This is a genomic window from Sinorhizobium sp. CB7 (genome assembly GCF_041357635.1).
Lineage (GTDB): Bacteria > Pseudomonadota > Alphaproteobacteria > Rhizobiales > Rhizobiaceae > Rhizobium.
This window is the reverse complement of the sequence record NZ_JAULLL010000012.1, coordinates 50420-76074: the sequence shown is the minus strand read 5'-3', so window position 1 is coordinate 76074 and position 25655 is coordinate 50420. Positions and strand designations below refer to the sequence as shown.

The 25655-nt window shown below is 60.8% G+C and carries 26 protein-coding genes; 7 read left to right on the top strand and 19 right to left on the bottom strand.

Annotated features, from left to right (window positions below):
* Window positions 1-39: 39 nt before the first annotated feature.
* The 13 genes from AAE029_RS22525 to sdhC all read right to left on the bottom strand — a co-directional run bounded on the left by AAE029_RS22525 (window position 40) and on the right by sdhC (window position 14038).
* Complete coding sequence (locus AAE029_RS22525; RefSeq protein ID WP_371075127.1) at window positions 40-447, bottom strand: hypothetical protein; 408 nt, start codon at window positions 445-447, stop codon at window positions 40-42.
* 12 nt (window positions 448-459) lie between these two features.
* Window positions 460-1713, bottom strand: a complete 1254-nt coding sequence (gene odhB / locus AAE029_RS22520; RefSeq protein ID WP_371075126.1) for a 2-oxoglutarate dehydrogenase complex dihydrolipoyllysine-residue succinyltransferase — start codon at window positions 1711-1713, stop codon at window positions 460-462.
* A 30-nt stretch (window positions 1714-1743) separates the two neighbouring features.
* The gene (locus AAE029_RS22515; RefSeq protein ID WP_371075125.1) at window positions 1744-2064 is read right to left on the bottom strand and encodes a YciI family protein; all 321 of its coding nucleotides are present in this window, start codon (window positions 2062-2064) and stop codon (window positions 1744-1746) included.
* 10 nt (window positions 2065-2074) lie between these two features.
* Window positions 2075-5074: a 2-oxoglutarate dehydrogenase E1 component gene (locus tag AAE029_RS22510; protein WP_371075124.1), complete on the bottom strand. Its 3000-nt coding sequence runs from the start codon at window positions 5072-5074 to the stop codon at window positions 2075-2077.
* A gap of 174 nt (window positions 5075-5248) precedes the next feature.
* Window positions 5249-6151, bottom strand: coding sequence for a succinate--CoA ligase subunit alpha (gene sucD / locus AAE029_RS22505; protein ID WP_371075123.1), 903 nt, complete (start codon window positions 6149-6151; stop codon window positions 5249-5251).
* A 47-nt stretch (window positions 6152-6198) separates the two neighbouring features.
* A complete protein-coding gene (sucC, locus tag AAE029_RS22500) occupies window positions 6199-7392 on the bottom strand; it encodes an ADP-forming succinate--CoA ligase subunit beta (protein ID WP_371075122.1) in 1194 nt (397 codons plus the stop codon).
* Between the two features lie 28 nt (window positions 7393-7420).
* Window positions 7421-8383: a malate dehydrogenase gene (gene mdh / locus AAE029_RS22495; protein ID WP_371075121.1), complete on the bottom strand. Its 963-nt coding sequence runs from the start codon at window positions 8381-8383 to the stop codon at window positions 7421-7423.
* Between the two features lie 175 nt (window positions 8384-8558).
* Window positions 8559-9722, bottom strand: a complete 1164-nt coding sequence (gene zapE, locus AAE029_RS22490; RefSeq protein ID WP_371075120.1) for a cell division protein ZapE — start codon at window positions 9720-9722, stop codon at window positions 8559-8561.
* Window positions 9723-9769: 47 nt separating this feature from the next.
* Complete coding sequence (locus tag AAE029_RS22485) at window positions 9770-10288, bottom strand: protease inhibitor Inh/omp19 family protein (protein ID WP_371075275.1); 519 nt, start codon at window positions 10286-10288, stop codon at window positions 9770-9772.
* A 315-nt stretch (window positions 10289-10603) separates the two neighbouring features.
* Window positions 10604-11383: a succinate dehydrogenase iron-sulfur subunit gene (locus tag AAE029_RS22480; RefSeq protein ID WP_371075119.1), complete on the bottom strand. Its 780-nt coding sequence runs from the start codon at window positions 11381-11383 to the stop codon at window positions 10604-10606.
* 18 nt (window positions 11384-11401) lie between these two features.
* The gene (sdhA, locus tag AAE029_RS22475; protein WP_371075118.1) at window positions 11402-13243 is read right to left on the bottom strand and encodes a succinate dehydrogenase flavoprotein subunit; all 1842 of its coding nucleotides are present in this window, start codon (window positions 13241-13243) and stop codon (window positions 11402-11404) included.
* 7 nt (window positions 13244-13250) lie between these two features.
* Window positions 13251-13631, bottom strand: a complete 381-nt coding sequence (gene sdhD, locus AAE029_RS22470) for a succinate dehydrogenase, hydrophobic membrane anchor protein (RefSeq protein WP_371075117.1) — start codon at window positions 13629-13631, stop codon at window positions 13251-13253.
* Between the two features lie 11 nt (window positions 13632-13642).
* A complete protein-coding gene (gene sdhC, locus AAE029_RS22465) occupies window positions 13643-14038 on the bottom strand; it encodes a succinate dehydrogenase, cytochrome b556 subunit (RefSeq protein WP_371075116.1) in 396 nt (131 codons plus the stop codon).
* Window positions 14039-14349: 311 nt separating this feature from the next.
* Here sdhC and AAE029_RS22460 point away from each other — a divergent pair, with 311 nt between their 5' ends.
* Window positions 14350-14871: a hypothetical protein gene (locus AAE029_RS22460; RefSeq protein WP_371075115.1), complete on the top strand. Its 522-nt coding sequence runs from the start codon at window positions 14350-14352 to the stop codon at window positions 14869-14871.
* Between the two features lie 92 nt (window positions 14872-14963).
* Here AAE029_RS22460 and AAE029_RS22455 read toward each other — a convergent pair whose 3' ends face one another.
* Genes AAE029_RS22455 through tsaD form a run of 5 tightly spaced genes read right to left on the bottom strand, consistent with a single transcriptional unit; the run spans window position 14964 to window position 18475 of the window.
* Window positions 14964-15620, bottom strand: a complete 657-nt coding sequence (locus AAE029_RS22455; RefSeq protein WP_371075114.1) for a methyltransferase — start codon at window positions 15618-15620, stop codon at window positions 14964-14966.
* Window positions 15621-15630: 10 nt separating this feature from the next.
* Window positions 15631-16062: an EVE domain-containing protein gene (locus AAE029_RS22450; RefSeq protein ID WP_371075113.1), complete on the bottom strand. Its 432-nt coding sequence runs from the start codon at window positions 16060-16062 to the stop codon at window positions 15631-15633.
* 3 nt (window positions 16063-16065) lie between these two features.
* The gene (locus AAE029_RS22445) at window positions 16066-16359 is read right to left on the bottom strand and encodes a YciI-like protein (RefSeq protein WP_371075112.1); all 294 of its coding nucleotides are present in this window, start codon (window positions 16357-16359) and stop codon (window positions 16066-16068) included.
* A gap of 32 nt (window positions 16360-16391) precedes the next feature.
* Window positions 16392-17381, bottom strand: coding sequence for an NAD(P)H-dependent glycerol-3-phosphate dehydrogenase (locus tag AAE029_RS22440; RefSeq protein ID WP_371075111.1), 990 nt, complete (start codon window positions 17379-17381; stop codon window positions 16392-16394).
* Complete coding sequence (gene tsaD, locus AAE029_RS22435) at window positions 17378-18475, bottom strand: tRNA (adenosine(37)-N6)-threonylcarbamoyltransferase complex transferase subunit TsaD (protein WP_371075110.1); 1098 nt, start codon at window positions 18473-18475, stop codon at window positions 17378-17380. Before tsaD ends, AAE029_RS22440 begins: the two co-directional genes overlap by 4 nt.
* Before the next feature lie 73 nt (window positions 18476-18548).
* Here tsaD and hemC point away from each other — a divergent pair, with 73 nt between their 5' ends.
* From hemC to AAE029_RS22405, 6 genes are all read left to right on the top strand, one after another.
* Window positions 18549-19478: a hydroxymethylbilane synthase gene (hemC, locus tag AAE029_RS22430; protein WP_371075109.1), complete on the top strand. Its 930-nt coding sequence runs from the start codon at window positions 18549-18551 to the stop codon at window positions 19476-19478.
* Window positions 19479-19484: 6 nt separating this feature from the next.
* Complete coding sequence (locus AAE029_RS22425; RefSeq protein WP_371075108.1) at window positions 19485-20213, top strand: uroporphyrinogen-III synthase; 729 nt, start codon at window positions 19485-19487, stop codon at window positions 20211-20213.
* 80 nt (window positions 20214-20293) lie between these two features.
* Window positions 20294-21562 carry a mitofilin family membrane protein gene (locus AAE029_RS22420; protein WP_371075107.1) on the top strand — a complete coding sequence of 423 codons (1269 nt, stop codon included), beginning with the start codon at window positions 20294-20296 and terminating at the stop codon, window positions 21560-21562.
* A 15-nt stretch (window positions 21563-21577) separates the two neighbouring features.
* Window positions 21578-23170: a heme biosynthesis protein HemY gene (locus AAE029_RS22415; RefSeq protein WP_371075106.1), complete on the top strand. Its 1593-nt coding sequence runs from the start codon at window positions 21578-21580 to the stop codon at window positions 23168-23170.
* A 17-nt stretch (window positions 23171-23187) separates the two neighbouring features.
* The gene (locus AAE029_RS22410) at window positions 23188-23673 is read left to right on the top strand and encodes a TerB family tellurite resistance protein (RefSeq protein ID WP_371075105.1); all 486 of its coding nucleotides are present in this window, start codon (window positions 23188-23190) and stop codon (window positions 23671-23673) included.
* Entirely contained in the window at window positions 23663-24430 is a 768-nt protein-coding gene (locus AAE029_RS22405) for a glutamine amidotransferase (RefSeq protein ID WP_371075104.1), read from the top strand. The genes AAE029_RS22410 and AAE029_RS22405 overlap by 11 nt, the downstream gene beginning before the upstream one ends.
* Here the strand turns inward: AAE029_RS22405 and AAE029_RS22400 are convergent.
* Entirely contained in the window at window positions 24411-25655 is a 1245-nt protein-coding gene (locus tag AAE029_RS22400; protein WP_371075103.1) for an MFS transporter, read from the bottom strand. The genes AAE029_RS22405 and AAE029_RS22400 overlap by 20 nt on opposite strands.

Below are 25655 nucleotides of genomic sequence, written 5' to 3'. Positions count from 1 at the left end.
TAGGACCCAGCCGTCTGGTCGTGCTTTTGATCGCGGTGCTCACTGTTTTTCCGCCTCCTGCTGCCCGTCGGCGTTCCTGGTCGAATGGAAATGCTTGAGCAGCACGAGTGGGCGGTTATCCGCGAAGCGGATGTTGGCGGCGGCAATTGCGCCGAAAGCCTGATCAAGCTTCTCCGGATCGTGGCCCAGCGTGATGCTTCTTTCGAAAGCGGAGCGGTCGAATTGTATGATGGGGGCAGGGCCGATACGCTCGGAGCAAAGCTCTAGATCACTTATGGGAATGGTCCCGGTCAAGCGACGGGAAAGCTCGGCATCATCAAGCGAGGCCAGCCCGAAACCGCTGCTGGCCTTCGCAACATGCCATCCAGCCGCCCGCGCGGAGCAGGGTACATGAATAGCGACGGCGGACACGAGCCCGGCCAGCGCACGCATGTACCACTTCCCCATGAGAGCCGCTCCTCAGAGGTCGAGAACCAGCCGCTCCGGATCTTCAAGGCTTTCCTTGACGCGTACGAGGAAGGTAACGGCTTCCTTGCCATCGACGATGCGGTGGTCGTAAGAGAGCGCCAAATACATCATCGGACGGATGACCACCTGACCGCCGATCGCGACCGGACGTTCCTGAATCTTGTGCATGCCGAGGATGCCCGACTGCGGCGCGTTGAGGATCGGCGAAGACATCAGCGATCCGTAGACACCGCCGTTGGAGATGGTGAACGTACCGCCCTGCATGTCGGCCATGGAAAGCTGCCCGTCGCGGGCGGCCTTGCCGAGGCGGCCGATTTCCTTCTCGATCCCGGCGATCGACATCTGGTCGGCATCACGCACGATCGGGACGACAAGACCCTTGTCGGTGCCGACTGCGACGCCGATGTGGCAGTAATTCTTATAGATGATGTCGGTACCGTCGATCTCGGCGTTGACGGCCGGCAGTTCCTTCAGCGCATGCGTGACCGCCTTGGTGAAGAAGCCCATGAAACCGAGCTTGACGCCGTGCTTCTTCTCGAAGATGTCCTTGTACTTATTGCGCAGGTCCATGACGGCCTTCATGTCCACCTCGTTATAGGTGGTGAGCATGGCAGCGGTGTTCTGCGCGTCCTTGAGGCGCTTGGCGATGGTCTGGCGCAGGCGGGTCATCTTGACGCGCTCCTCGCGGGCTGCGTCCTCGACGGTCGACGGACCGCGCGGCGCAGCCGGGGCGGGGGCAGGTGCAGACGACGGAGCGGAGATGCCTTTTGCGACCGCCGCGATGACGTCGCCCTTCAGAACCTGGCCGCGCTTGCCGCTGCCATCGACCTGCTCGGCGGAAAGATTGTTTTCGGCGAGCATCTTGGAGGCAGCCGGTGCCGGCGGCATCGAAGAGACCGCAGCCGGAGCGGCGGCCGGTGCTGCCGCAGCAGGTGCAGCCGGAGCAGCGGCCACAGTTTCGGGAACCTTTGCAGGTGCTGCGGCCGGAGCAGCTACTGCACCGGCGGCGCCTGCCGCGATCTGGCCGAGAAGTGCGCCGAGCCCGACCGTCTCGCCGGCCTGGGCGACGATTTCGGAGAGGGTGCCGGCAGCAGGAGCCGGAACCTCGATCGTCACCTTGTCGGTTTCAAGCTCGAGAATTGGCTCATCGGCCTTCACGGTGTCGCCGACCTTCTTGAACCAGGTGCCGACGGTTGCCTCGCTGACGGATTCGCCGAGGGTTGGGACGCGGATTTCTGTGGCCATTGTTCAAATCCTGAATTGATAGTTATCGAATTAGACGGCGGTTGCGGCGCCAGATTGCCGGAAGAGCAGTGAGGGCATAGGGGATACTTCATAGCTGAACCCGAGATCCGCGATGGTGACGGGGTCAGCCTCTATAAGTGCCTGAACCGCATCGGCATCGTCGACCTCGACGACAGCCATGCCCCAGGCTCCCCGGGGGTCGAAAACGGGCCCGACGGCGATCGCCGTGCCCGCTTGAGTCTGCCGGAGCCAATAGTCAGCATGTTCTTTCATCGCCGCCATTTCCTCCCCGGTCGCATCATGCGGAAAGCTTGGACGCGGAGGCACGAGTTTCATGTGAAAATATGCCATCCGCTCTTCCTCAGCCTCCGAGCGCATCCTCGAGGAATGCGGCAAGCTGCGCCAGATGTTTGGACATCAGACCGGTCGCGGGAGAGGCGGCTGCCGGACGACCGGTATAGCGCACGCGCTGATACTTGGCGTCGATATGGGCGAGCACCCACTCCAGATACGGATCGATGAACGACCATGCGCCCATGTTCTTCGGCTCTTCCTGGCACCAGACCATTTCGGCGTTGCGGAAGCGCGAAAGCTCGTTGATGAGCGCCTTGGCCGGGAACGGATAGAGCTGCTCGACGCGCAGGATGTAGATGTCGTCGATGCCACGCTTTTCGCGCTCCTCGAGAAGATCGTAATAGACCTTGCCGCTGCAGAGCACGACGCGACGGATCTTGCTGTCCTTCTGCAGCTTGATCGGTCCGTCCTTGATGACCTCGGCATCGTCCCAGAGCAGACGGTGGAACGAGGACTCTCCGGCAAGTTCCGCAAGGCTCGATGTTGCCCGCTTGTGGCGAAGCAGCGATTTCGGTGTCATCAGGATGAGCGGCTTGCGGAAGTCACGCTTCAGCTGACGGCGCAGGATGTGGAAGTAGTTTGCCGGCGTCGTGACGTTGGCGACCTGCATGTTGTCTTCGGCGCAGAGCTGCAGAAAGCGTTCGAGGCGAGCGGACGAGTGTTCCGGGCCCTGGCCCTCATAGCCATGCGGCAGAAGGCAAACGAGGCCCGACATGCGCAGCCACTTGCGTTCACCAGACGAGATGAACTGATCGAAGATGACCTGCGCGCCGTTGGCGAAGTCGCCGAACTGCGCTTCCCAGAGCGTTAGCGCATTCGGACGGGCTAGCGAATAGCCATATTCGAAACCGAGAACGGCCTCTTCCGAAAGCATCGAATTGATGACCTCGTAACGCGCCTGGCTCGGCGAGAGATTGGCGAGCGGAATGTAGCGCTCCTCGGTTTCCTGATCGTAGAGAACCGAATGGCGCTGCGAAAAGGTGCCGCGTTCGCAATCCTGTCCGGAGAGACGGATCTTGTGGCCTTCGACGCAGAGCGAACCGAAGGCCAGCGCTTCCGCCATGGCCCAGTCGATGCCTTCACCGGTCTGAACCATGTTGGCGCGGTTTTCCATGAAGCGCTGGATGGTGCGGTGCGCATGAAAACCGGCCGGGATTTCCGACAGCTTGCGGCCGATATCCTTCAGGGTCTTCATCGGGACGGCCGTCTTTCCGCGGCGCTGCTCGTCGGCATTGTCAGCGGTGCGCAGGCCCGACCATTCGCCGTCCAGCCAATCTGCCTTGTTCGGCTTGTAGGACTGGCCAGCCTCGAATTCCTGTTCGAGATGCGCGCGCCAATCGGCCTTCATCTTCTCGACTTCGCCGTCACTCAGCAGACCTTCAGCCACAAGCCGTTCCGCATAGAGCTGCAACACCGTCTTATGGCTGCGGATGACCCGGTACATCTTCGGCTGCGTGAAGGACGGCTCGTCGCCTTCGTTATGGCCGTAGCGACGATAGCAGAACATGTCGACGACGACGGGCTTGTGGAACTTCATGCGGAATTCGGTGGCAATCTTCGCCGCGTAGACGACGGCTTCCGGATCGTCGCCGTTGACGTGGAAGATCGGCGCCTCGATCATCTTGGCGACGTCGGATGGATAGGGCGACGAACGCGAGAAGGCCGGATTGGTGGTAAAGCCGATCTGGTTGTTGATGATGACGTGCATCGTGCCGGCAACGCGATGGCCGCGCAGGCCGGAAAGGCCGAGAATTTCCGCAACGACGCCCTGGCCTGCGAAGGCCGCGTCGCCGTGGATCAGGAGCGGCATGACCTTGGCGCGCTCGGAAAGCGGAATGATGTCACCGTCCCACACGGTAGCGCTCATGTCCTGCTTGGCGCGGGCCTTCCCCATGACGACCGGGTTGACGATTTCAAGATGCGACGGATTCGCCGTCAGCGAAAGGTGAACCTTGTTGCCGTCGAATTCACGGTCGGAAGAGGCACCGAGATGGTACTTGACGTCGCCCGAGCCTTCGACTTCGTCCGGCGCGTAGGAACCGCCCTTGAACTCATGGAAGATGGCGCGGTGCGGCTTCGCCATGACCTGGGAGAGGACATTCAGGCGGCCGCGATGGGCCATGCCGAAGACGGCTTCCTTAAGGCCGAGATGGCCGCCGCGCTTGAGGATCTGTTCCAGGGCGGGAATAAGCGATTCACCGCCGTCGAGACCGAAGCGCTTCGTACCCTTGAACTTGACGTCGAGAAACTGTTCGTAACCTTCGGCTTCGACCAGCTTGGCGAGGATCGCCTTCTTGCCTTCCGGTGTGAAAGCAACGCCCTTGTCCGGACCTTCGATCCGCTCCTGGATCCAGGCCTTTTCCTCAGGATTGGACATGTGCATGAATTCGACGCCGAGCGTCGAGCAATAGGTGCGCTCGAGGATCTCGATCATCTCGCGGACGGTCGCGTATTCGAGCCCAAGCACGTTGTCGATGAAGATCTTGCGGTCGTAATCCGCCTCGGTGAAACCGTAGGCCTCGGGAGAGAGCTCCTTATAGTCCTCCACGGCTGCGGCGATGCCGAGGGGATCGAGCTTGGCATGCAGATGGCCGCGCATGCGGTAGGCGCGGATCATCATGATGGCGCGGACGGAATCCCGCGTCGCCTGCAGGATCTGAGCCATGTCTACCGGTTTTCCGGTCGCCGCGGCTTCGGCCGTTGCCTTGGCCTTCACCTTGGTCTCGATCGCCTTTTCGACAACAACACCCCAATCGCCGTCGAGGGCGGAGACGAGGTCGCCGTTCGCCTGGATCGGCCAGTTCTTCCGCCGCCAGGACGCGCCCTTCGCCGCCTTCTTCACGTCGTCAGGATTGTCTTCCAGCGCCTTGAAAAAGGCGCTCCACTCGCTGGAGACCGATGCGGGATCGTCTTCGTAGCGCGCATAGAGCTGCTCGATATAGGCAGCATTGGCGCCGTCCAGGAACGAGGTGATCTGAAACTGCTCGTTGGCTTCTTGCCTTGCCATGGTGATGCGCGGACGCTTCCGTCCGCCTCCTGACTTTGATTAGATTGCCGGTCATCTTCATCCGGCTGCCGCATTCACATCTGCCGCCGTCAGCGGCACATCTGCATCAAAACATCAAATGCCGGACGGGAGGCGCAGATGCCGTTCTCCCGTCCGGGCATGTACTATGTTGGTTCAGCCCTTAAGGACTTCAACCAGGGTCTTGCCGAGGCGGGCCGGAGATGGCGACACGCGAATGCCCGCCGATTCCATCGCCGCGATCTTGTCTTCAGCGCCGCCCTTGCCGCCGGAAATTACCGCACCGGCATGGCCCATCGTGCGGCCGGGAGGTGCCGTGCGGCCGGCGATGAAGCCGACCATCGGCTTCTTGCGGCCCTTCTTGGCTTCGTCCTTCAGAAACTGGGCGGCGTCCTCTTCGGCCGAGCCGCCGATTTCGCCGATCATGATGATCGACTTCGTCTCGTCGTCGGCGAGGAACATTTCCAGCATATCGATGAATTCCGTACCCTTGACCGGGTCGCCGCCGATGCCGACGGCCGTCGTCTGGCCGAGACCTTCGTTGGTGGTCTGGAAGACGGCTTCATAGGTGAGCGTGCCGGAACGCGAGAGAACGCCGACGGAACCCTTCTTGAAGATGGAGCCCGGCATGATGCCGATCTTGCATTCGTTCGGGGTCAGCACGCCGGGGCAGTTCGGGCCGATGAGGCGCGACTTTGACTTGTCGAGGCGGGCCTTCACCTTGACCATGTCGGCCACCGGAATGCCTTCCGTGATGCAGACGATCAGCGGGATTTCGGCATCGATGGCTTCGATGATCGCTGCCGCAGCACCTGCCGGCGGGACGTAGATGACCGAAGCGTTGGCACCCGTCGCGTCCTTGCCGTCGGCAACGGATTTGAAGATCGGCAGCTTTTCGCCGCCCTTGCCGGTCCAAGTTTCGCCGCCCTTGGAAGGATGGATGCCGCCGACCATCTTTGTGCCGTGATAGGCGAGCGCCTGCTCGGTGTGGAAGGTGCCGGTCTTGCCGGTCAGGCCCTGAACGAGAACCTTGGTGTCTTTGTTGATGAGAATAGACATGCGAGGCCTTTGTTACGAGAGTTGGGAAGACGGAGCCATGATCGGTCTCAGCCCTTCACGGCCTTGACGATCTTCTGGGCTGCGTCGTCGAGATCGTCTGCCGAGATCACGTTGAGGCCGGACTCGTTGATGATCTTCTTGCCGAGTTCGACGTTCGTGCCTTCGAGGCGGACGACAAGCGGAACCTTGAGGCCGACTTCCTTGACGGCTGCGAGCACGCCTTCGGCGATGACGTCGCATTTCATGATGCCGCCGAAGATGTTGACCAGGATACCCTGGACGGCCGGATCGGCGGTGATGATCTTGAAGGCCGCGGTTACCTTCTCCTTGGAGGCGCCGCCACCGACGTCGAGGAAGTTCGCCGGCTCGGCTCCGTAGAGCTTGATGATGTCCATGGTCGCCATGGCGAGACCTGCGCCGTTGACCATGCAGCCGATGTTGCCGTCGAGGGCGACATAGGCGAGGTCATGCTCGTGGGCGGCAATTTCCTTTTCGTCTTCCTCGGTCGTGTCGCGCAGTGCCTGCACGTCCGCGTGGCGGAAGAGCGCGTTACCGTCGAACGAAACCTTGGCGTCGAGAACGCGCAGATGGCCGTTCGTCATGACGATCAGCGGGTTGACCTCGAGCAGGCTCATGTCCTTTTCGACGAAAGCCTTGTAGAGGGCCGGGAAGAGCTTGTCGGCGTCGGCTCGTGCCGCGCCTTCGAGCTTCAGAGCGTCGGAAAGCTTCGCGATGTCTGCAGCCGTTACGCCGGCATCCGGATTGATCGCGACCGTGATGATCTTCTCAGGTGTATCGTGAGCGACCGTCTCGATGTCCATGCCGCCTTCCGTCGAAACGACGAAGGCAACCTGGCCGACGGACCGGTCAACGAGGATCGAGAGATAGAGTTCGCGATCGATGTCGGCGCCGTCCTCGATATAGAGACGGTTGACCTGCTTGCCGGCCGGACCCGTCTGCTTGGTGACGAGCGTGTGACCAAGCATTTCCTTGGCATTGGAAACGACGTCCGCGACGGACTTGGCAAGGCGGACGCCGCCCTTGGCGTCGGGAGCGAGTTCCTTGAACTTGCCCTTGCCGCGGCCGCCGGCATGGATCTGGCTCTTTACGACGTAGAGGGGCCCAGGAAGCTTCTTTGCCGCAGCCTCGGCTTCGTCGGCGGAGAAGATGGCGATGCCGTCCGCGACGGGGGCTCCGTAGCTCTTCAGCAGAGCCTTGGCCTGATATTCATGGATGTTCATGGGTCTATCCTATTGCAGACGAGACGAATTACTTGAGAGCCGGAGCGATGTTGACGCAGGCTTCGCAGAGCCCGGCGACGGCGCCGACGGACTTGTCGAAGGCTTCCTTCTCGGCCTTGTTGAGGTCGATTTCGATGATGCGCTCGACACCGCCGGCGCCGATGACGGTCGGAACGCCGACATACATGTCCTTGACGCCGTATTGGCCGGAGAGGTGGGCCGCGCAGGGCAGAACGCGCTTCTTGTCCTTGAGGTAGGATTCGGCCATTGCGATTGCCGAAGCAGCCGGTGCGTAGAAGGCGGAGCCCGTCTTCAGGAGGCCGACGATCTCGGCGCCGCCATCACGGGTGCGCTGAATGATTTCTTCGAGACGCTCCTTAGTGACCCAGCCCATGGTGATGAGGTCGGTCAGCGGAATGCCTGCAACAGTCGAGTAACGGGCGAGCGGCACCATCGTGTCGCCATGGCCGCCGAGGACGAAAGCCGTGACGTCTTCGACAGAAACGTTGAATTCCTTGGCAAGGAAAAGGCGGAAGCGCGAAGAGTCGAGAACGCCGGCCATGCCGACGACCTTATTGGTCGGCAGACCGGAAAACTTCTGCAAAGCCCAGACCATGGCGTCGAGCGGGTTGGTGATGCAGATCACGAAAGCGTCAGGGGCATATTTCTTGATGCCGGCGCCGACCTGTTCCATGACCTTGAGATTGATGCCAAGAAGGTCGTCACGGCTCATGCCCGGCTTGCGCGGCACACCGGCGGTGACGATGCAGACATCGGCGCCTTCGATGGCGGAATAGTCGCTGGCACCGGTCAGATTGGCGTCAAATCCTTCGACTGGGGAGGACTGGGCGATGTCGAGACCTTTGCCCTGTGGAATTCCATCCGCAATATCGAACAGGACAATGTCGCCCAGCTCTTTCAGGCCGGCGAGATGTGCCAGCGTGCCACCAATCATACCAGAACCAATGAGTGCGATCTTGTTACGCGCCATTTCGGGTTTCCTTTGCGATCAAAATCCTTGGCAACGCAAACAAGCGCACGCCAATGCAGCCAATCGCATAGACCCTGAGGCCAGAAATGGCAATTGATTATTTTGAGCCAAGGAATTTCAATCGGTTAGATATTAAAAATCTTACGTAAACGTAAGAGTTTCCGTCACGAAAATGTCATTCTGCCGCGCGCCGGCCCTGATGGGCCGCAAGGTAATCGGCACTGCGCATCTCAAAAAGCCGGGAAACGGTTCTGTCGAATTCGAAGCCTTCGGTTCCCCTTCTTTCGATGAGGAGCTCTTCGGGCATCGCCGCCGCAGTGGCGTAAAGTCTTACTCCTTGATCATAAAGCGTATCCACCAAAATGATGAAGCGCTTCGTTTGGTTCCGCTTGGTGGGGCTGAGCAACGGAATGTGATCGAGAAAGATCGTATCGAAGCGTTCGGCGATCGCCAGGAAATCGGCCGCACCAAGCGGCTGATCACAAAGATCCGCAAAGGAAAAGCGCGCCATCCGGTCGGCCGCGAGCGGCACGTGGATCTTGCGACCTTTCATCGCGATATCCATCGGTTGCGCCTTTCGTCCATGCAGCGCGTGCGCCCAGGAGGCATCCATCGCCATGTCGGTACGCCTATCAATCGGCGTCAGGTAGACCGGCTGGCTGTCGAGTTTCTCCATCCGGTAATCCGTCGGCGAATCGAGGGTTACGATGTTGAGATGCCGCTTCAGGAGATCGATGAACGGCAAAAACAGGCCGCGGTTGAGGCCGTCGCGATAAAGATTGTCGGGCTCGACATTGGAGGTCGCGACCAGAACGCAACCTTTGGAAAACAGCTCGGAAAACAGCCGTGACAGGATCATCGCATCGGCGATGTCCGTCACCGTGAATTCATCGAAGCAGAGCAGTTCTGCTTCCGCAAAGAGGTCGGCGGCGACGGGCGGCACCGGGTCGGCCTGTTTGGTTTCGCCGTCCTTCAGCCTTTGCCGGTGGCGGGCGATGCGATTGTGCACATCGGCCATGAATTCGTGGAAATGGGCCCGCCGCTTGCGTTTGCAGGGTGCAAGCGCGAAGAACATGTCCATCAGCATCGTCTTGCCACGTCCGACGCTGCCGTGGATGTAGAGCCCCTTTGTCGTATCGGTCGGCTTCTTCCTGTTTGCAAAGAGCCAGCCGAGGGCGCTCGATTTGGCGGCTGGGCGTCGCTGCTTGAGATCCGCGAGGACCCGGTCGAGATAACCGGCAACCTCCATCTGGGCGGAATCGACCTGAAGCGACCCGGAAACCGTAAGCGACTTCAGCTGTTCGCTGACGCTAAGGGTATAGTCAGGCATGGGCTGCATGGAGGAACTTGCCTGTATGTCGTGAAGGCGGCAAGGCCGCCGGGTCTTTACCTGCTGAGACTGATCGGCTGGCCGGAATTGGTCGAGCCGTCGAAGCGCGCATCGGCCGTCTTGTAGACACGCCCGATCGGATTGCCGGTACGATCCTTCAATATGACCTGCTTGCCGGAAACCTCCCAGGATCCCATCGCCGTCAACTCACCGACACAGCCACGGGTGCCGCCGCGCGAGCCGCTGCCGAGATTGGTGAGCGTCAGGAACATGTCGCAGGTCGTACCGGCGTTGGAGACGCGCCAGCTTCCGACCATCGATTCCTTGGTGACATCCATGGCACTGGCAGCCATCGCGTCGGGGGACTGCGCCGCGGCCGTATTGGTCGCAGTCGTCGGCGCCGCGGGAAATTGAGAGCCGCCCGACGGGGCCGCAAGCTGTCCAGACTGCACCGATGGAACGGGCTGCGCCTGCAGGGGAGGAGGAGAATAAAGGGAATCGTTGTATGCCGTGCGCTGGCAGCCGGCTAGCGACAGAACGATCGCTACACCTGTCGCCGCATATCGTAACCGCATCATCACACTCCTGAATTTCAGCTCTAGCCGCGCGGAATTTGTCGTTGCACAAGTCCCGAATATCTTATGTCGCTTTGGTTAATCAAGTCGCAACGACATAAATCTACTTGACACACCTGATCGACCCAAATCCAGCCCCGCTGGACTACTGCCGGTAAAAGGTGTCAGCAACGTGTCGCGCGCGGCAGTCTCTTTCGGAGGTCTCAGGATCGCGTTCCAATCCGGTCGCGGGAGCAATCATCATCGCTGTCGTGGACAGGACCCCGATGGTCCCAAAGTCACCGTGTCATTCGATCGAGAACTGCACGCGAGCGCCTAGACTCGACGTTCGACCATCATCTTCTTGATCTCGGCGATTGCCTTTGCCGGGTTAAGGCCCTTCGGGCATGTCTGCGCGCAGTTCATGATCGTGTGGCAGCGATAGAGGCGGAACGGATCCTCGAGATCGTCGAGGCGCTCGCCGGTGGCTTCGTCGCGGGAATCGATCAGCCAACGATAGGCCTGCAGGAGGACGGCCGGGCCGAGATAGCGGTCGCCGTTCCACCAGTAACTCGGACAGGAGGTCGAGCAGCAGGCGCAAAGAATGCACTCGTAGAGGCCGTCGAGCTTCAGGCGGTCTTCATGGCTCTGCTTCCATTCCTTGGCCGGCGTCGGCGAAACCGTCTTCAGCCAGGGCTCGATCGAACGATGCTGGGCATAGAAGTTGGTGAGATCCGGGACGAGGTCCTTGACAACAGGCATGTGCGGCAGCGGATAGATCTTCACGGTACCTCTGATCTCGTCCATGCCCTTGGTGCAGGCGAGCGTATTGGTGCCGTCGATGTTCATGGCGCAGGAGCCGCAGATGCCTTCGCGACAGGAACGGCGGAGCGTCAGTGTCGGATCGATCTTGTTCTTGATGTAGAGAAGACCGTCGAGCACCATCGGACCGCAATCGTCGACATCGATATAGAAGGTATCGATACTCGGGTTCTGGCCGTCATCCGGGTTCCAGCGATAGACGCGGAATTCGCGGGTGTTCGTGGCGCCTGCCGGCTTCGGCCAGACCTTGCCTTCACGCATCTGAGAGTTCTTGGGGAGAGCGAGTTCAACCATGTCCAGTTCCTCTCAAAATCAGTAGACGCGTGCCTTCGGCTCGATCTTGTGGGGATCGATGCCCTCGGCAAGAAGGTCCGTATGAACCGGGCGGTAGTCGAGCTTGACCTCACCGGCCTCATTGACCCAGGCCAGCGTATGTTTGCGCCAGTTGACATCGTCGCGGCCGCCATACGGACCGCTGGTATAGTCCTCGCGGGCATGGGAACCGCGGCTTTCCTTACGGGCCTCGGCGCCGTAGACCGTCGCGATGGCATTGGCCATCAGGTTTTGAAGCTCCAGCGTCTCGACAAGATCGGAGTTCCAGATCATCGAGCGGTCGGTCACCTTGATATCCCCGAGCTCTTTCCAGATCTCCGAGAGGCGACGGCATCCCGATTCCAGCGACTCCTGGGTGCGGAACACGGCTGCGTCTTCCTGCATGGCACGCTGCATTTTCTCGCGCAGAACCGCCGTCGGCGTGCCGCCATTGGCATTTCTCAGTCCGTCGAAGCGATCCATGATCCTGTCGCAGGCCGCCGTGTTGAGGGCCGGAATCGGCTCGCCACGGTCGATAACTTCGCCGGCACGGATGGCCGCGGCACGACCGAACACGACCAGGTCGATCAGCGAGTTGGAGCCCAGACGATTGGCGCCGTGCACCGAGGCGCAGCCTGCTTCGCCGACGGCCATCAGGCCGGGCGCGATGCGTTCCGGATTGCTGCCATCCGCATTCAGGACCTCACCCCAATAGTTCGTCGGGATGCCGCCCATGTTGTAGTGGACTGTCGGCAGGACCGGAATCGGTTCGCGGGTCACATCGACGCCCGCGAAGATCTTGGCGCTTTCCGAAATGCCCGGCAGGCGCTCGTGCAGGACCGCCGGATCGAGATGGTCGAGATGCAGGAAGATGTGGTCCTTGTTCCTGCCGACGCCGCGACCTTCGCGGATTTCCAGGGTCATGCAGCGCGAGACGACGTCGCGCGAGGCAAGATCCTTTGCCGAAGGCGCATAGCGCTCCATGAAGCGTTCGCCCTCGGAATTGACGAGATAGCCGCCTTCGCCGCGCGCACCTTCCGTGATGAGACAGCCGGAGCCGTAAATGCCGGTCGGATGGAACTGTACGAATTCCATGTCCTGCAGCGGCAGGCCGGCACGGGCGATCATGCCGCCGCCGTCGCCGGTGCAAGTATGGGCAGATGTTGCGGAGAAATAGGCGCGGCCGTAACCGCCGGTCGCCAGCACGACCATCTTGGCGGCGAAGCGATGAATGGTGCCGTCGTCCAGGCACCAGGCGACGACGCCGGTGCAGCGGCCGTCATCCGACATGATGAGATCGAGCGCGAAATATTCGACGAAGAACTCGGCGTTGTTGCGCAGGGACTGACCATAGAGCGTATGCAGAATGGCATGGCCGGTACGGTCTGCGACAGCGCAGGTGCGCTGCACCGGCGGACCTTCGCCGAAATTCTGCATATGGCCGCCGAACGGCCGCTGGTAGATCTTGCCCTCTTCGTTGCGCGAGAAGGGCACGCCGTAGTGCTCGAGTTCGTAAACGGCCTTCGGTGCTTCCATCACCATGTACTGCATGGCGTCGACATCGCCGAGCCAGTCGGAACCCTTGACGGTGTCGTAGAGGTGCCATTGCCAGCTGTCCGGCGTCATGTTCTGCAGCGAGGCGGCAATCCCGCCCTGGGCCGCAACGGTGTGGGAGCGGGTCGGGAAGACCTTGGTGATGCAGGCGGTGCGGAAGCCCTGTTCGGCCATTCCAAGCGTGGCGCGCAGGCCGGCACCGCCGGCGCCGACGACGATCACGTCATAGGAATGATCGACATACTGGTAGGCTTTCCCATTCTGAGCGGGTGAGCTGATCGATGCCATGATGCAATTATCCCACGAACGCGATTTTCAGAACGGCGAAGAGACAGAGCCCAGCAACGAAAATCGCGAAAAACGTGTTGAGCATCAGAAGAACGATCTTGGCGGCTTCTCCGTGGACATAGTCCTCGATGATGGCCTGCATGCCGAGCCTCATGTGAACGAGGGCGGAAGTGACCATCAGGCCCATGACAACGGCAACGAAGGGATTGGAGAGCGCATGCACAACGTCAGCATAGGGCGCGCCGGCATAAATCATCACGAAGATGACGAAGAAGAGGATGAGCGGAACGTTGGCAACAGCTGTCAGCCGCTGGCGCCAGAAGTGGTCGGTGCCTTCCTTTGCAGAGCCGAGCCCGCGTACCCGACCCAAAGGAGTGCGCATGTCCATGAGAGTACCCCTCAGAAGCGGATGATGAAAGCGATCACCCAGACCAGAACGGTCAGACAGAGCGATCCGATGATGTTGGCGATGGCGAGCTTCGTGGAAAATTCCTTTTCGAAACCGTGGCCAAGATCCCACATGAGGTGGCGAAAGCCGCCGAGCATATGGTGAAGCAGCGCCCAGGTGTAGCCGAGCAGGACGAGCCTGCCGATGATGCTGCCGAAAATCCCGTTGACCCAGTCGAAATAGGCCTGGCCGGTCGCGGCGGCAATAAGCCACCAGGCGACGAGGATCGTGCCGAAATAAAGCGCACCGCCGGTAATGCGGTGAACAATCGACATGACCATGGTGGGAATAGGCTTGTAAATCTGCAGATGCGGCGACAGGGGCCGATTATTTGTCACATTCGCCATCAGAACCTCACGGCGTCTTCATATGAGCCTCGAGCTTCGAGGCATTGCCAGGCAACACACGAATGACAAGATTTTATGTGCGTTGCGTCATTGGCGACGTTTAATCACGGAAATGCGGTACGACAAGCACTATTGCTGTCCGCCTCGAATTTAATCGATTCGGGTTACCAAGAGCTTTGCTGCGGGGCAATAAGAAGTGGAATTCACTCCATTTTACCGCCCGTTCCCAACACAAAGTGGACATTGCGCAGGGTTTGTCGCAATCTGTCGTTAACGTTCTCTTAACGGTCGGATATTCAGGAGCTGTCGCTATGGTTCTGCGTTTGTCGAAGGCAGTTGCGCTTGTCCTTTCGCCGTTGATTGCCTTCCCTGCCATGGCGGACGATTTCCGCGGCGGCCATCGGCCTCTCCGCCATCACGGCGGCATTCAGCGGCATCATTCGATCAGTCTCTTCGATCGTCGACATGATTTCCGACCGAGTCGTATCACACGTTTTGCGGACGGAACTGTTCTGCGCTTCGGTCGGCACGATCGCTTCCAACGTCCACGGCATTTGCCCCGGATGGCCTCGGCCAATAGCTATTCTTCCGGAGTGCGCACCGGTACGGTCTTCGTCGTGAACCCGTCTTACGGCAGCGATCTCGGGGGCAGCTATGCGGGCTCCGGCTATGCTTTTACCGCCGACGGGGGAACCTATGTCGTCGCGGACGGATATTTCAGTTATCCCGGCACCGCTCGCCAAAATCTCGCACCGAAAGCGAAGGTGATTGACGTTTCGAGACATCGCAATCCCTGCTCCTACGAAGCGGGCGTCTGCGTCATCCGTCCGTAACCGCATTACAGCGCCGTGCGTCTTACAAGACGCACAAAGGTCGCTGTAACACTTTGATTGCTGCATGGTTTTGTCCTTAAATCGAATTCGATTTAAGGAACCATGCAGTTGAATTCCCATACCGTCGTCTTCTTGACATCGCTGTCCTCGAGCGCCCGCGTGACGGGGACTGCATAGGTCTGGCGAAATTCTAGATGCTCTTTCGGACAATAGGCGCGGCCGGGATCGCCGACCAGGATCAAGCGTCCCTCTGCCGCAAGGTTCCGGAACCAGGGTATGAGGCGTCCGGCGAAATCACGATCATAGAAGACGTCGCCGGCAAGAAGGACATCGGCCTCAATCGGCTGGCCGACGAGATCTTCGCCGAAGAAGGATATCGAAACATCGTTTTCGGCGGCATTAAGCCGTATCGCCGTCTGCGCCCAGGGATCGATGTCCGCCGCAAGAACCTCGGCGGCTCCCGCGAGGCATGCCGCGATCGCTACAAGACCCGAGCCGCTGGCGAAATCGAGGATCCGTTTTCCCGCGACCGTCTCGGGATGGTCGAGGACATAGCGGGCAAGCCCCTGCCCCCCCGCCCAGGCGAAGGCCCAGAAGGGCGGCGGCAGGCCGATCTCCTCCAGCTCTTCCTCCGTCTTCAGCCAAAGCTCATGCGCTTCGCTCGCCAGATGCAGGCGAATTTCCGGCACATGCGGCGGTGCCATGATGCTGGTATTGGCACGAATGAAGATGTCCGGAGCCGTTTTCACATCATCTGTCTCAGCGCGGCGGATTGTCGAGTTCGCCCATTCGGCAGACTTCGAGATATTCCTCGTCGGTCACCGGCTGGACGGAAAGGCGCATGGACGTGACCAGCGACATCTGCGCGAGCTTCGGATTGGCCTTGATATCCTTCAAAGACACCGGCTTCGGCATGTCGCGCACGGCGCGAATATCGACGCAGTCCCAGCGGTCGTCACCCTTCGCCGTCGAATCCGGATGCGACAGGGCACAGACTTCGACGATGCCGACGATATCCAGACCTTCATTGGAGTGATAGAAGAAGCCCTTGTCGCCGATCTTCATGGCTCGCATGTTGTTGCGGGCCAGATAGTTGCGGACGCCGGTCCACTCCGTTCCCTTTTCACCCGCATCCTTCTGGTTTTGCCATGACCAGGAAGAGGGTTCGGATTTGTAAAGCCAATGTGCCATCGATCACGCCTCAGGATTCTTGAAGGTCCAGTTGAACGGTTTGACGTCGACGCTCTCGAAAAGGCCGGCCTTCGCATAGGGATCGGAATCGGCGATCGCTCTGGCTGCCTCGAGATTTTCGGCGCTGACGACGACGAGGCTGCCGGAGGGCTTGCCTTCGGCGTCAAGGAACGGGCCGGCCATTTTTAGCGTACCTTCCGTGTCGAGCCTGTTGAGGTGTTCGACATGGGCCGGGCGCGTCTCCATGCGCACGTTCAGATGACCGGGCTTATCCTTGCAGAGAAAGGCAAAAAGCATCGTCAGTTCTCCTTTTCAAATCCATCAACCATTCATTCGGTGGTAATCGGCCGCGTCATCAATTGCTCGATGGCGGTCGGGATATCGAGCGCCCCCTCGATGATGGCGGAAACGGCGTCGGTGATCGGCATGCTGACGCCAAGCTCCCGGGCGAGTCGCGAAGCAACGGAGGCGGCGTGCGCACCTTCGACCAACATTCCATCGGTCTGGTTCAAAGCCTCGCCGCGACCGAGCGCGATCCCGAACCGCAGATTGCGCGACTGGTGGCTGGTTCCCGTCAGCACGAGATCGCCGAGGCCGGAAAGCCCGCGCACCGTATCGGCTTGCCCGCCTTTGGCAGCAACGAGCCGCGACATTTCCGCAAGACCGCGGCTGATGAGGGCCGCGCGCGCCGAATCGCCGATGCCGCTGCCTTCGACAATGCCGCAGGCGATTGCCAGGACGTTCTTCAACGCGCCGCCGAGCTGCACGCCGATGCGATCGGAAGACGCGTAAAGGCGGAAGGTGCGGCAGGAAAGGACCTGTGCCAGACGCTCCGCCGTCGTCAAATCGACAGCAGCGACCGCCATCGCCGTCGGCAGGCCTTTTGCGATATCGCGCGCAAATCCAGGGCCGGAAAGAACCGCGACTTCGTGATCCGGCAGTTCACGCTCCAGCACGTCGGTCAGCAGATCGCCCGAGCTCCGGTCGATGCCCTTGGCGCAGGTGACAATGACCGCGTTCTTGGAAATGTAGGGACCGTAATTGCGGGCGGCATCCGACTGCGCCTGCGACGGCATCGCAAAAAGGACGATCGTCGCGCCGGCGACCGCATCGGGCTCGGCGGAAAATTCCAGCGAATCCGGCAGTTGGATCCCGGGCAGCACCGCATCGTGCAGGCGTTCGGTCCTGAGATCGGCGATAAGCGATGGGTTGCGGCCAATCAGCGTCACGTCGCTTTTTCCATCAAGCGCGAGGACGGTGGCAAGCGCCGTTCCGAAAGCGCCGGAACCGATGATCGCAATGCGCGCTCTTGCGCTCATGCCTTCGCTCCTCTCTTGCCGTGTCCGAGCTTTGTTTCCGCATTCGAATCCAGCGGCCAGCGTGACCGCGGGTGCACATCGAGATCATCGGGTGCCGCGCCGGTCGCCATCCGCTCCAGTCCGGCCCATGCGATCATCACTGCATTGTCCGTGCAAAGCCGCAGGGGTGGCGCGATGAAGCGGAAACCGTGCTTATCGCAGAGCTCCTGCAGCGTCTGGCGAAGCTCCAGATTGGCCGCAACACCGCCTGCAACCACCAGCGCAGGCTTGCCCTCGATCTTTGGAAATTCTGTCTTGAAGCGCTGCAATCCACGTCCGATCCGATCCTTTAACGTACGGGAAACCGCCCTTTGAAACGAGGCGCAGATGTCAGATACATCCTGATCCGTCAGCGGCGCGATCTCGGTTGCCGCTTGTCGCACCGCCGTCTTCAATCCGGAGAAGGAAAAGTCCAGTCGCGCTTCGCCGACCAGTGGCCTGGGGAAATCGAAACGGTCGGGATTTCCAGTCCTGGCGGCGTCTTCGACTGCCGGCCCGCCCGGATAGGGCAGACCCAGCAGCTTCGCCGTTTTGTCGAAGGCCTCGCCCAGCGCGTCGTCGATCGTGGTGCCCCAGCGTTCATAGCTGCCGATGCCGCGCACCAGGATCAGTTGCGTGTGGCCGCCGGAAACGAGCAGCATCAGATAGGGAAAGGAAAGCCCGTCCGTCAGTCGCGCCGTCAGCGCATGGCCTTCCAGATGGTTGATGGCGTAAAGCGGCTTGCCGGCGGCCCTTGCGATCGCCTTGCCGGTCATCAGGCCGACGAGCAATCCGCCGATCAGACCCGGACCAGATGTCGCAGCGATCGCATCGATCTCGGAAAGTGATATATTGGCACGTTGGAGGGCTTCCTCGATGAGCGTGTCGAGCGCCTCGACATGGGCGCGCGCCGCAATCTCGGGCACCACGCCGCCATAGGCGCTATGTTCGTCGAGCTGGCTCAACACGACGTCGGAAAGCACGTTCGGGCTGCCGTCCTCCAGGCGCTCGACCACTGCCGCGGCGGTCTCGTCGCAGCTTGTTTCGATGCCGAGGATGCGAAGAAAGGATGCCATGAAACCCGTTCGTTGATTGCGATGAAACTTAAACCCGTTTACGAGGACAGTCGGTAACAACGGAATAAAGCGGATGCAAACAAAACCTTTCCGGATCGGCACGCGCGGCAGTCCGCTTGCGCTTGCGCAGGCCCATGAGGCACGCGACCGCCTGATGGCCGCCCACGGTCTGCCGGAGGAAATGTTCGAGATCGTCGTGCTGACGACGCGCGGCGATCGCATTACCGATCGGTCGCTATCCGAAATCGGCGGAAAAGGCCTCTTTACGGAAGAGCTGGAATCGAAGCTGGTTGCCGGCGAGCTGGATTTTGCCGTGCATTCGGCCAAGGACATGCCGACAATTCTTCCGGAGGGGCTCTATCTTTCCGCCTATCTGCCGCGCGAGGATATTCGCGACGCCTTCATCGGACGTACCGCCCCCAAGCTCATCGAACTGCCCCATGGCGCGACGGTCGGCTCCGCGTCGCTACGTCGGCAGGCGTTGATCCGCCGTTTGCGGCCCGACATCAGTGTTATCACCTTTCGAGGCCAGGTCGACACGCGGCTGCGCAAGCTCCAGGAAGGCCAGGTCGACGCGACATTGCTGGCCCTCGCTGGGCTGAAGCGGCTCGGAAAAGTGAGCGTGATCACCGAGCTTCTCGAACCTGAAGACTTTCCACCGGCCCCGGCGCAGGGCGCCATCTGCCTGGAGAGCCGGATCGGCGATGCCCGGGTCGACGATCTCCTGGCCGCCATCAACGATCCGGTGACATTCGATGCCGTTTCCTGCGAGCGCGCCTTTCTCGCGGCGCTGGATGGCTCCTGCCGCACGCCGATAGCGGGCTATGCAATCTGCGAAGGCGATCGAATCCGCTTTTCCGGCCTAATCGTGACGCCCGACGGCAGCCGCGAACACGGGGTAACGATCGATGGAAACCGCGGGGACGCAGCCGCGCTCGGTCATCTGGCGGGCACGGACGTAAGAAAAAAGGCAGGCAGCGGCTTCTTCGAGGACTGGAGCTGAGAAGCGATGCGCGTGATAGTGACGCGTCCGGAACATTCGGGCGAGCGCACAGCGCAGCGCCTGTCAGAGATGGGCCATGAGCCTATTGGCGTCCCCCTTTCTCGGCCGATGCACACGGCTCAGGCGGCGAAGGATGCGCTCTCCATTCATGCCGGACCGATCGCCATCACCAGCGCGGAAGCGGTTCGCGCGATAGCGGAACTTGGGCCGTTCCTGACGCCGCATCTGACGAAGCCGGTTTTTGCAGTCGGCAAGGCGACAGCGGAAAAAGCAAGGAAGACCGGATTTACCACAATTCACGTCTCGGAAGGGAGCGGCGTCGATCTGGCTGATCTTGTTGCCGGGCATTTCGATAGCGTCAGCAGCGACGCTGTTCTTTATCTTGCTGGCATGCCGAGGGCTGCTGGTTTCGAGACGAGGCTACGAGAGCTCGATATCCCATTCCACGTCATCGAATGCTATCATATGGCCGAGATACAGCATGAGGCCGGTTTTCTCCCTCAACTTTTTAGCGAAAAGCGGCCGCAGGCAGTTCTGCTTTATTCCCGTCGGACCGCAGAGCAATTCTTCCGGCTTGCGAACGTCCGGGCCGGTCCGGACCTGTTGAAGAACCTACGTATTCTTTGCCTCAGCCCGGCGATTGCGGACTTGGTACCTTCCGACTATCGCCAGAATGTCGCTGTCGCCTCGGTGCCGGAAGAGGACAGTCTTCTGACGCTCCTTGACGGGGCGTGACTGCCCAAATTTTATCTAACCTCTTTCCTTAGTGTGCATCACTGACTAGTTTCGTTGCAGTGCAGGAAAACGAGGACAATATGGTATCGGGAAATTCGCCGCGCCATTCGAAGAACAACGATGAGCCGGTCACGCTTGACCTGGAAGCGAATGAGCCTGTTCCGGCTGCCGATCCTGAAAAGTTGATGGAGCAGAATCCGAGCGATCCTGGAACCACCTCTGCAACGGAAGTCGAGGTTCCCTTCGATGCGGAAAGCGAGCCCTTGACAGAGAATGAGAGCGAGCGGGCGACCGATGCTCAGGGCGATTCACCACAAAGTGAACACGAATCCCCATCTCCTCCTCGGGAAGAAAGGCCGGTTCAAAAGACGGCAAATATTTCTGGCCTAATTGCCGCCGGGATTTTTGGCGGGCTCGTCGCGCTCGCAGGTGCCGGTAGCATGCAATATGCGGGTCTCCTTCCTTCCTCCACTGAGCCGCAAACGGAAAACGACGAGGTCGCAGCCTTGGCTGGCGATATCGAAGGCCTGAAGCAGGAGATTGCAAGTCTGGCCGCCGCCCCAGCCGAGCAAAGTTCGACAAATCAGAATACAGAAGCGCTCGAGGCCCGTATCGCCGCGCTCGAAGCCGCTCCGAAGGGCGGTGACGGCAGTGCGCCTGCCGATCCTGCTGCGATAGACGCGCTGAACCGGAAGATCGCCGATCTGAGCAGCCAGATCGAACAGCTCCGCGCAAGCGTCACTCAGACCAGCCAGGACCAGGCATCCGTCGGCGCGGATATCAGCAAGCGCTTGGAGGAGGCCGAAAGGAAGCTCGATGAGCCGCGGGAAGATGTCGCCGTCGCCAAGGCTATTGCCGCTGCGGCGCTGAAGGCCGCGATCGATCGTGGCGGGCCGTTTCTGGCCGAGCTCGACACCTTTGCCGGCGTCGCGCCAGATGATCCGACGGTCGCCGATCTCAGGAGCTTTGCGGCGACGGGCGTGCAGTCGCGCGCCGATCTCATCCGTCAGTCGACTGATGTCGCGACGGCCATCGTCGAAGCCGCAAATCAGCCCGATCCAAACCAGGGCTGGACCGAACGGCTGATGGCGAGTGCGCAATCGCTCGTGAAGGTGCGGCCGGTCGGCAACATCGAAGGCGACAGCGTCGAGGCGATCGCCGCACGCATGGAAGACAAGGTGAAGAATGGCGATCTCCAGGGAGCGGCTGCAGAGTGGAATGATCTGCCGGAAGCCGGCAAGGCGGCATCGGCGGCCTTCAAGCAATCGCTGGAGGCGCGCATTCGTGTCGAGGATCTGGTTGGCGGCGCGCTGTCGAAGGCCGTTGCCGGTGCGGGCAGGCAGGGCTGAGGAACCGAAGCGGATATGATCAAACTCGTTATCTTTGCGCTTCTTGTCCTCATCCTCGGCTACGGATTTTCATGGTTGGCGGATCGTCCGGGCGACCTCTCGCTTATCTGGGAAGGGCGGCTTTACGAAACCAAGCTGATCGTCGCGGCAAGCGCCCTGATCGCGCTCATCGCCGTCGTGATGGTGCTTTGGTGGCTCATTCGCCTTGTCTGGACCTCACCGCATTCCGTGACGCGCTATTTTCGTGCGCGCAAGCGGGATCGGGGATATCAGGCGCTTTCGACAGGCCTGATCGCCGCTGGTGCTGGCAATGCTGTTCTGGCAAGAAAGATGGCTGCGAGAACCCGCGGGCTCATCAGCGTCGACCAGGAGCCTCTCATTCATCTCCTAGAAGTCCAGGCAGCGCTGATCGAAGGCAGGAATGATGAAGCGCGCGCGAAGTTCGAGCAGATGGCAAACGATCCGGAGACACGCGAACTCGGGTTGCGTGGTCTTTATCTCGAGGCCAAGCGGCTTGGCGCCAACGAGGCAGCACGCCAATATGCGGAAAAGGCAGCCGACAACGCACCCTACCTTCCCTGGGCAGCGCAGGCCACGCTGGAATATCGCTGTCAGGCCGGCAGATGGGACGATGCCATCCGGCTCCTCGACCAGCAGAAGGTGGCGCGCGTGGTCGAAAAGGAGGAAGCGGGCCGGCTGCGGGCCGTCCTGTTGACCGCACGCGCCGAAGGCAAGCTGGAAGCCGACCCGGCCGGTGCTCGCGACGATGCGCTGGCAGCGCTGAAACTTTCCGCCGATTTCGTACCGGCTGCCCTGATCGCCGCAAAGGCGCTGTTTCGCGAGGACAAGATCCGCAAGGCTGCGACCATCCTGGAGCAGGTCTGGAAAATCGAACCGCATCCGGAGATCGGTCAGACCTATGTCCGCGCTCGCAGTGGCGATTCGGCACTCGACCGGCTGAAGCGGGCGGAGCGCCTTGCGGCTCTGAAGCCCAACAATGTCGAATCGCTTATTGTCGTCGCCCAGGCTGCGCTCGATGCGCAAGACTTCGCCAAGGCACGTAGGAAGGCGGAAGCCGCAGCCCGCATGGAGCCCCGGGAAGGGATCTTCCTGCTGCTTGCCGATATCGAGGAAGCCGAAACCGGCGACCAGGGTCGCGTCCGGCACTGGCTCGCGCAGGCGGTGAAGGCGCCACGCGATCCGGCCTGGGTCGCAGATGGCTTCGTATCCGATAGATGGTTGCCTGCATCGCCCGTGACCGGCCGGCTCGACGCCTTCGAGTGGAAAGCGCCATTTGGTCAGCTCGAAGGTCCTGTGGAGGAGGCTTCAGCCGCTTCCATCGACACGGCGCTGAAAACCCTTCCTCCGATACGCGAGGCGAGGTCAGAAAGCCCGGCAAATGATCACCGGATCATCGAGCTCGAGCGGGCTGCGACCATTGCAGAGGCGGCGCATCCTGTCCCGGCCAAGGAGACGGCTGCTCCACCCAAAACCGACAATTCCGCGGACCGTGAGCCGCGGCCCTTCTTCGGCGGACTTCCGGACGATCCCGGAGTTCGCGACACACAGAGCGAGCCGGAACCCAAGACACGGCTTCGCCTTTTCTGAAATGGAAACAAATACTTATGTTTGAACGCTTCCAGGCCTTCTTTCAAAATCTCACGGCCGACCGCCCTAGATCAGGCTTTGCTCCGGATGATCCGCGGATCGCGGTCGCGGCGCTCTGCATGCAGGTGATGGAGGCCGATGGCAAGATACAGGACAGTGAAAAGAAACGGCTGCGGAAGCTGCTGAAGGAGCAGTATGCGCTGGACGGCAGGCAGCTCGACGCCCTGATCGCCGCCGGACAGGAGGCGGAAAGTGCGGCGGTTGATTATTTCCGTTTCACATCCGATCTAAAGCGTCATCTCGACAATGAGCAACGGCTCGAACTGATCGGCATCCTCTGGGACATCGTCTACGCCGATGGCGAACGCAGCGAAATGGAAGATCATGTGATCTGGCGGATTGCCGACCTGCTTGGGGTCTCGGCTCGTGAGCGGATCATGAAACGGCAGGAGGCTGCCGCGCGCGTGATCGATGTGAAAGTGAAACAAGACGATGCTGACTAAGCTTCCCTCTTCGGAGAAACGTCCCGTTCTCATTGTGCTCCACCAGGAACACTCCAGTCCTGGCCGTGTCGGACAGCTGCTTTTGGAGAAGGGCCATCGCCTGGACATCCGCCGGCCGGTGCTCGGTGAGAGGCTGCCGGTTACACTTAAAGATCACGCCGGCGCCGTGATTTTTGGCGGGCCGATGAGCGCGAACGATCCGGAAGACTTCGTAAAAGCGGAGATAGATTGGCTGGACGTGCCCCTGAAGGAGAACCGCCCTTTTCTCGGAATCTGCCTGGGTGCGCAAATGCTCGCGCGTCATCTCGGCTGCAAGGTGCAGGCACACAAGGACGGGCTCACCGAGATCGGCTGGTATCCGCTGCACGCTACCGAAAGGGGCCGGCTGCTCATGCATCCTTGGCCGCGCATGGTCTATCATTTTCACCGGGAAGGTTTCGATCTGCCGCATGGTGCCGAGCTGCTGGCAGAGGGTGACACCTATCCGAACCAGGCCTTCCGTTACGGCCAGAATGCCTGGGGGCTGCAATTCCATGCCGAACTCACGCGCGTAATGATGCATCGCTGGGTCGTGCATGGCGCTCACCGTTTCATCCTGCCAAACGCGCAGCAGGGACGCGAGCATCTCGAAGGGCGCATGCTGTTCGACGCGCCGTTGCGGGCTTGGTTGACCGAATTCCTGGATATCGTCTTCGAAGACCAGCAGACCGCTCGGCGGAAAACCGAAATGGTGCTCGCTAACGTTCAGCACGCGTAGGCGCGTCGAGACTGTCGATCTTGCGCAGCTGCGGAAAGCCGCTTGCCCAGATGATCGAGACCGCGAGCGTGCCGATGCCGCCGATGATGACCGCAGGCACGGCGCCGAAAACGGAGGCCATGGATCCGGCACGGAACTCCCCGAGCTCATTCGAAGCGCCGACGAAGACCATGTTGACCGCGTTCACGCGGCCGCGCACCTCGTCCGGCGTCCAGAGCGCGATCAGCGTCTCACGCACATAGACGGAAACCATGTCGGAAGCGCCCATGACGGCGAGTGCGGCGATCGACAGCCAGGCGGTCTGCGACAGGCCGAAGAGAACGGTTGCGATACCGAACATGGCAACGCCGAGAAACATGTAGATGCCCGCCCGATGCTTGAGGGGATAGGTGGCGAGCAGCACGGCCATGACGATGGCACCGACCCCGGGTGCGGCGCGCAACAGGCCGAGACCCCAGGGACCGAGAGTGAGAATATCTCGTGCGAAAATCGGCATGAGCGCTGTCGCACCGCCAAGCAGCACGGCGAAAAGATCGAGCGAGATCGCCCCAAGGACGACCTTTTCCGAGGCGATGAAGCGGAAACCGGCGAGGATGGAAGCCCAGCTTTTCGTCTGGTCCGACATGCGCTGCGCCGGCTTCGGGATCATGAAGAGCAGTATGGCGCCGATGCCGGCGAAGACGACGGCAACGGCATAGGCGACGGAGGCCCCGACGCCGTAGAGCAGCCCGCCGGCGACCGGGCCGAGGATCGCAGCGATCTGCCAGGAGGACGAATTCCAGGCGACCGCGTTGGAAAGGTCCTTGGCCGGCACGAGGTTAGGGGCGAGCGACTGGATCGCCGGCGCCATGAAGGCTCGTTCGATGCCGAACACCAGCAGGATGGCAAAAACCGGTAGCGGGGAAAAACTTCCCGTCATCGTCAGGATCAACAGCGCTGCCGAACAAAGTGCACTGACCAGAGTGCAGATAGCTGCTATTGCGCGGCGATTGTAGTGATCGGCTACCGACCCGGTGACAAGAATAAGCAGAAGGGATGGAAGAAACTGAACCAGGCCGATCAGGCCGAGATAGATGGCGCGGCCGGTATGATCGTACATCTGCCAGCCGACCGAAACACTGACGATCTGGATCGAAAAGGACAGGAGGATACGCGCCAAAAAGAATAGCAGATAGGAAACATGCCGGAACGCTGCAAAACGATCCCCGGCGGCGTGTAATGACAT

What these genes read in the sequence shown, in the direction of transcription:
- odhB (WP_371075126.1), bottom strand. Translation starts at nt 1,713, where the DNA reads ATGGCCACAGAAATCCGCGTCCCAACCCTCGGCGAATCCGTCAGCGAG.
- sdhA (WP_371075118.1), bottom strand. Translation starts at nt 13,243, where the DNA reads ATGGCATCGATCAGCTCACCCGCTCAGAATGGGAAAGCCTACCAGTAT.
- sucC (WP_371075122.1), bottom strand. Translation starts at nt 7,392, where the DNA reads ATGAACATCCATGAATATCAGGCCAAGGCTCTGCTGAAGAGCTACGGA.
- AAE029_RS22425 (WP_371075108.1), top strand. Translation starts at nt 19,485, where the DNA reads ATGCGCGTGATAGTGACGCGTCCGGAACATTCGGGCGAGCGCACAGCG.
- zapE (WP_371075120.1), bottom strand. Translation starts at nt 9,722, where the DNA reads ATGCAGCCCATGCCTGACTATACCCTTAGCGTCAGCGAACAGCTGAAG.
- AAE029_RS22480 (WP_371075119.1), bottom strand. Translation starts at nt 11,383, where the DNA reads ATGGTTGAACTCGCTCTCCCCAAGAACTCTCAGATGCGTGAAGGCAAG.
- sdhD (WP_371075117.1), bottom strand. Translation starts at nt 13,631, where the DNA reads ATGGACATGCGCACTCCTTTGGGTCGGGTACGCGGGCTCGGCTCTGCA.
- hemC (WP_371075109.1), top strand. Translation starts at nt 18,549, where the DNA reads ATGCAAACAAAACCTTTCCGGATCGGCACGCGCGGCAGTCCGCTTGCG.
- sdhC (WP_371075116.1), bottom strand. Translation starts at nt 14,038, where the DNA reads ATGGCGAATGTGACAAATAATCGGCCCCTGTCGCCGCATCTGCAGATT.
- AAE029_RS22405 (WP_371075104.1), top strand. Translation starts at nt 23,663, where the DNA reads ATGCTGACTAAGCTTCCCTCTTCGGAGAAACGTCCCGTTCTCATTGTG.
- AAE029_RS22410 (WP_371075105.1), top strand. Translation starts at nt 23,188, where the DNA reads ATGTTTGAACGCTTCCAGGCCTTCTTTCAAAATCTCACGGCCGACCGC.
- AAE029_RS22450 (WP_371075113.1), bottom strand. Translation starts at nt 16,062, where the DNA reads ATGGCACATTGGCTTTACAAATCCGAACCCTCTTCCTGGTCATGGCAA.
- AAE029_RS22515 (WP_371075125.1), bottom strand. Translation starts at nt 2,064, where the DNA reads ATGGCATATTTTCACATGAAACTCGTGCCTCCGCGTCCAAGCTTTCCG.
- AAE029_RS22420 (WP_371075107.1), top strand. Translation starts at nt 20,294, where the DNA reads ATGGTATCGGGAAATTCGCCGCGCCATTCGAAGAACAACGATGAGCCG.
- sucD (WP_371075123.1), bottom strand. Translation starts at nt 6,151, where the DNA reads ATGTCTATTCTCATCAACAAAGACACCAAGGTTCTCGTTCAGGGCCTG.
- AAE029_RS22460 (WP_371075115.1), top strand. Translation starts at nt 14,350, where the DNA reads ATGGTTCTGCGTTTGTCGAAGGCAGTTGCGCTTGTCCTTTCGCCGTTG.
- mdh (WP_371075121.1), bottom strand. Translation starts at nt 8,383, where the DNA reads ATGGCGCGTAACAAGATCGCACTCATTGGTTCTGGTATGATTGGTGGC.
- AAE029_RS22445 (WP_371075112.1), bottom strand. Translation starts at nt 16,359, where the DNA reads ATGCTTTTTGCCTTTCTCTGCAAGGATAAGCCCGGTCATCTGAACGTG.
- AAE029_RS22510 (WP_371075124.1), bottom strand. Translation starts at nt 5,074, where the DNA reads ATGGCAAGGCAAGAAGCCAACGAGCAGTTTCAGATCACCTCGTTCCTG.
- tsaD (WP_371075110.1), bottom strand. Translation starts at nt 18,475, where the DNA reads ATGGCATCCTTTCTTCGCATCCTCGGCATCGAAACAAGCTGCGACGAG.
- AAE029_RS22525 (WP_371075127.1), bottom strand. Translation starts at nt 447, where the DNA reads ATGGGGAAGTGGTACATGCGTGCGCTGGCCGGGCTCGTGTCCGCCGTC.
- AAE029_RS22485 (WP_371075275.1), bottom strand. Translation starts at nt 10,288, where the DNA reads ATGCGGTTACGATATGCGGCGACAGGTGTAGCGATCGTTCTGTCGCTA.
- AAE029_RS22415 (WP_371075106.1), top strand. Translation starts at nt 21,578, where the DNA reads ATGATCAAACTCGTTATCTTTGCGCTTCTTGTCCTCATCCTCGGCTAC.
- AAE029_RS22440 (WP_371075111.1), bottom strand. Translation starts at nt 17,381, where the DNA reads ATGAGCGCAAGAGCGCGCATTGCGATCATCGGTTCCGGCGCTTTCGGA.
- AAE029_RS22400 (WP_371075103.1), bottom strand. Translation starts at nt 25,655, where the DNA reads ATGTCATTACACGCCGCCGGGGATCGTTTTGCAGCGTTCCGGCATGTT.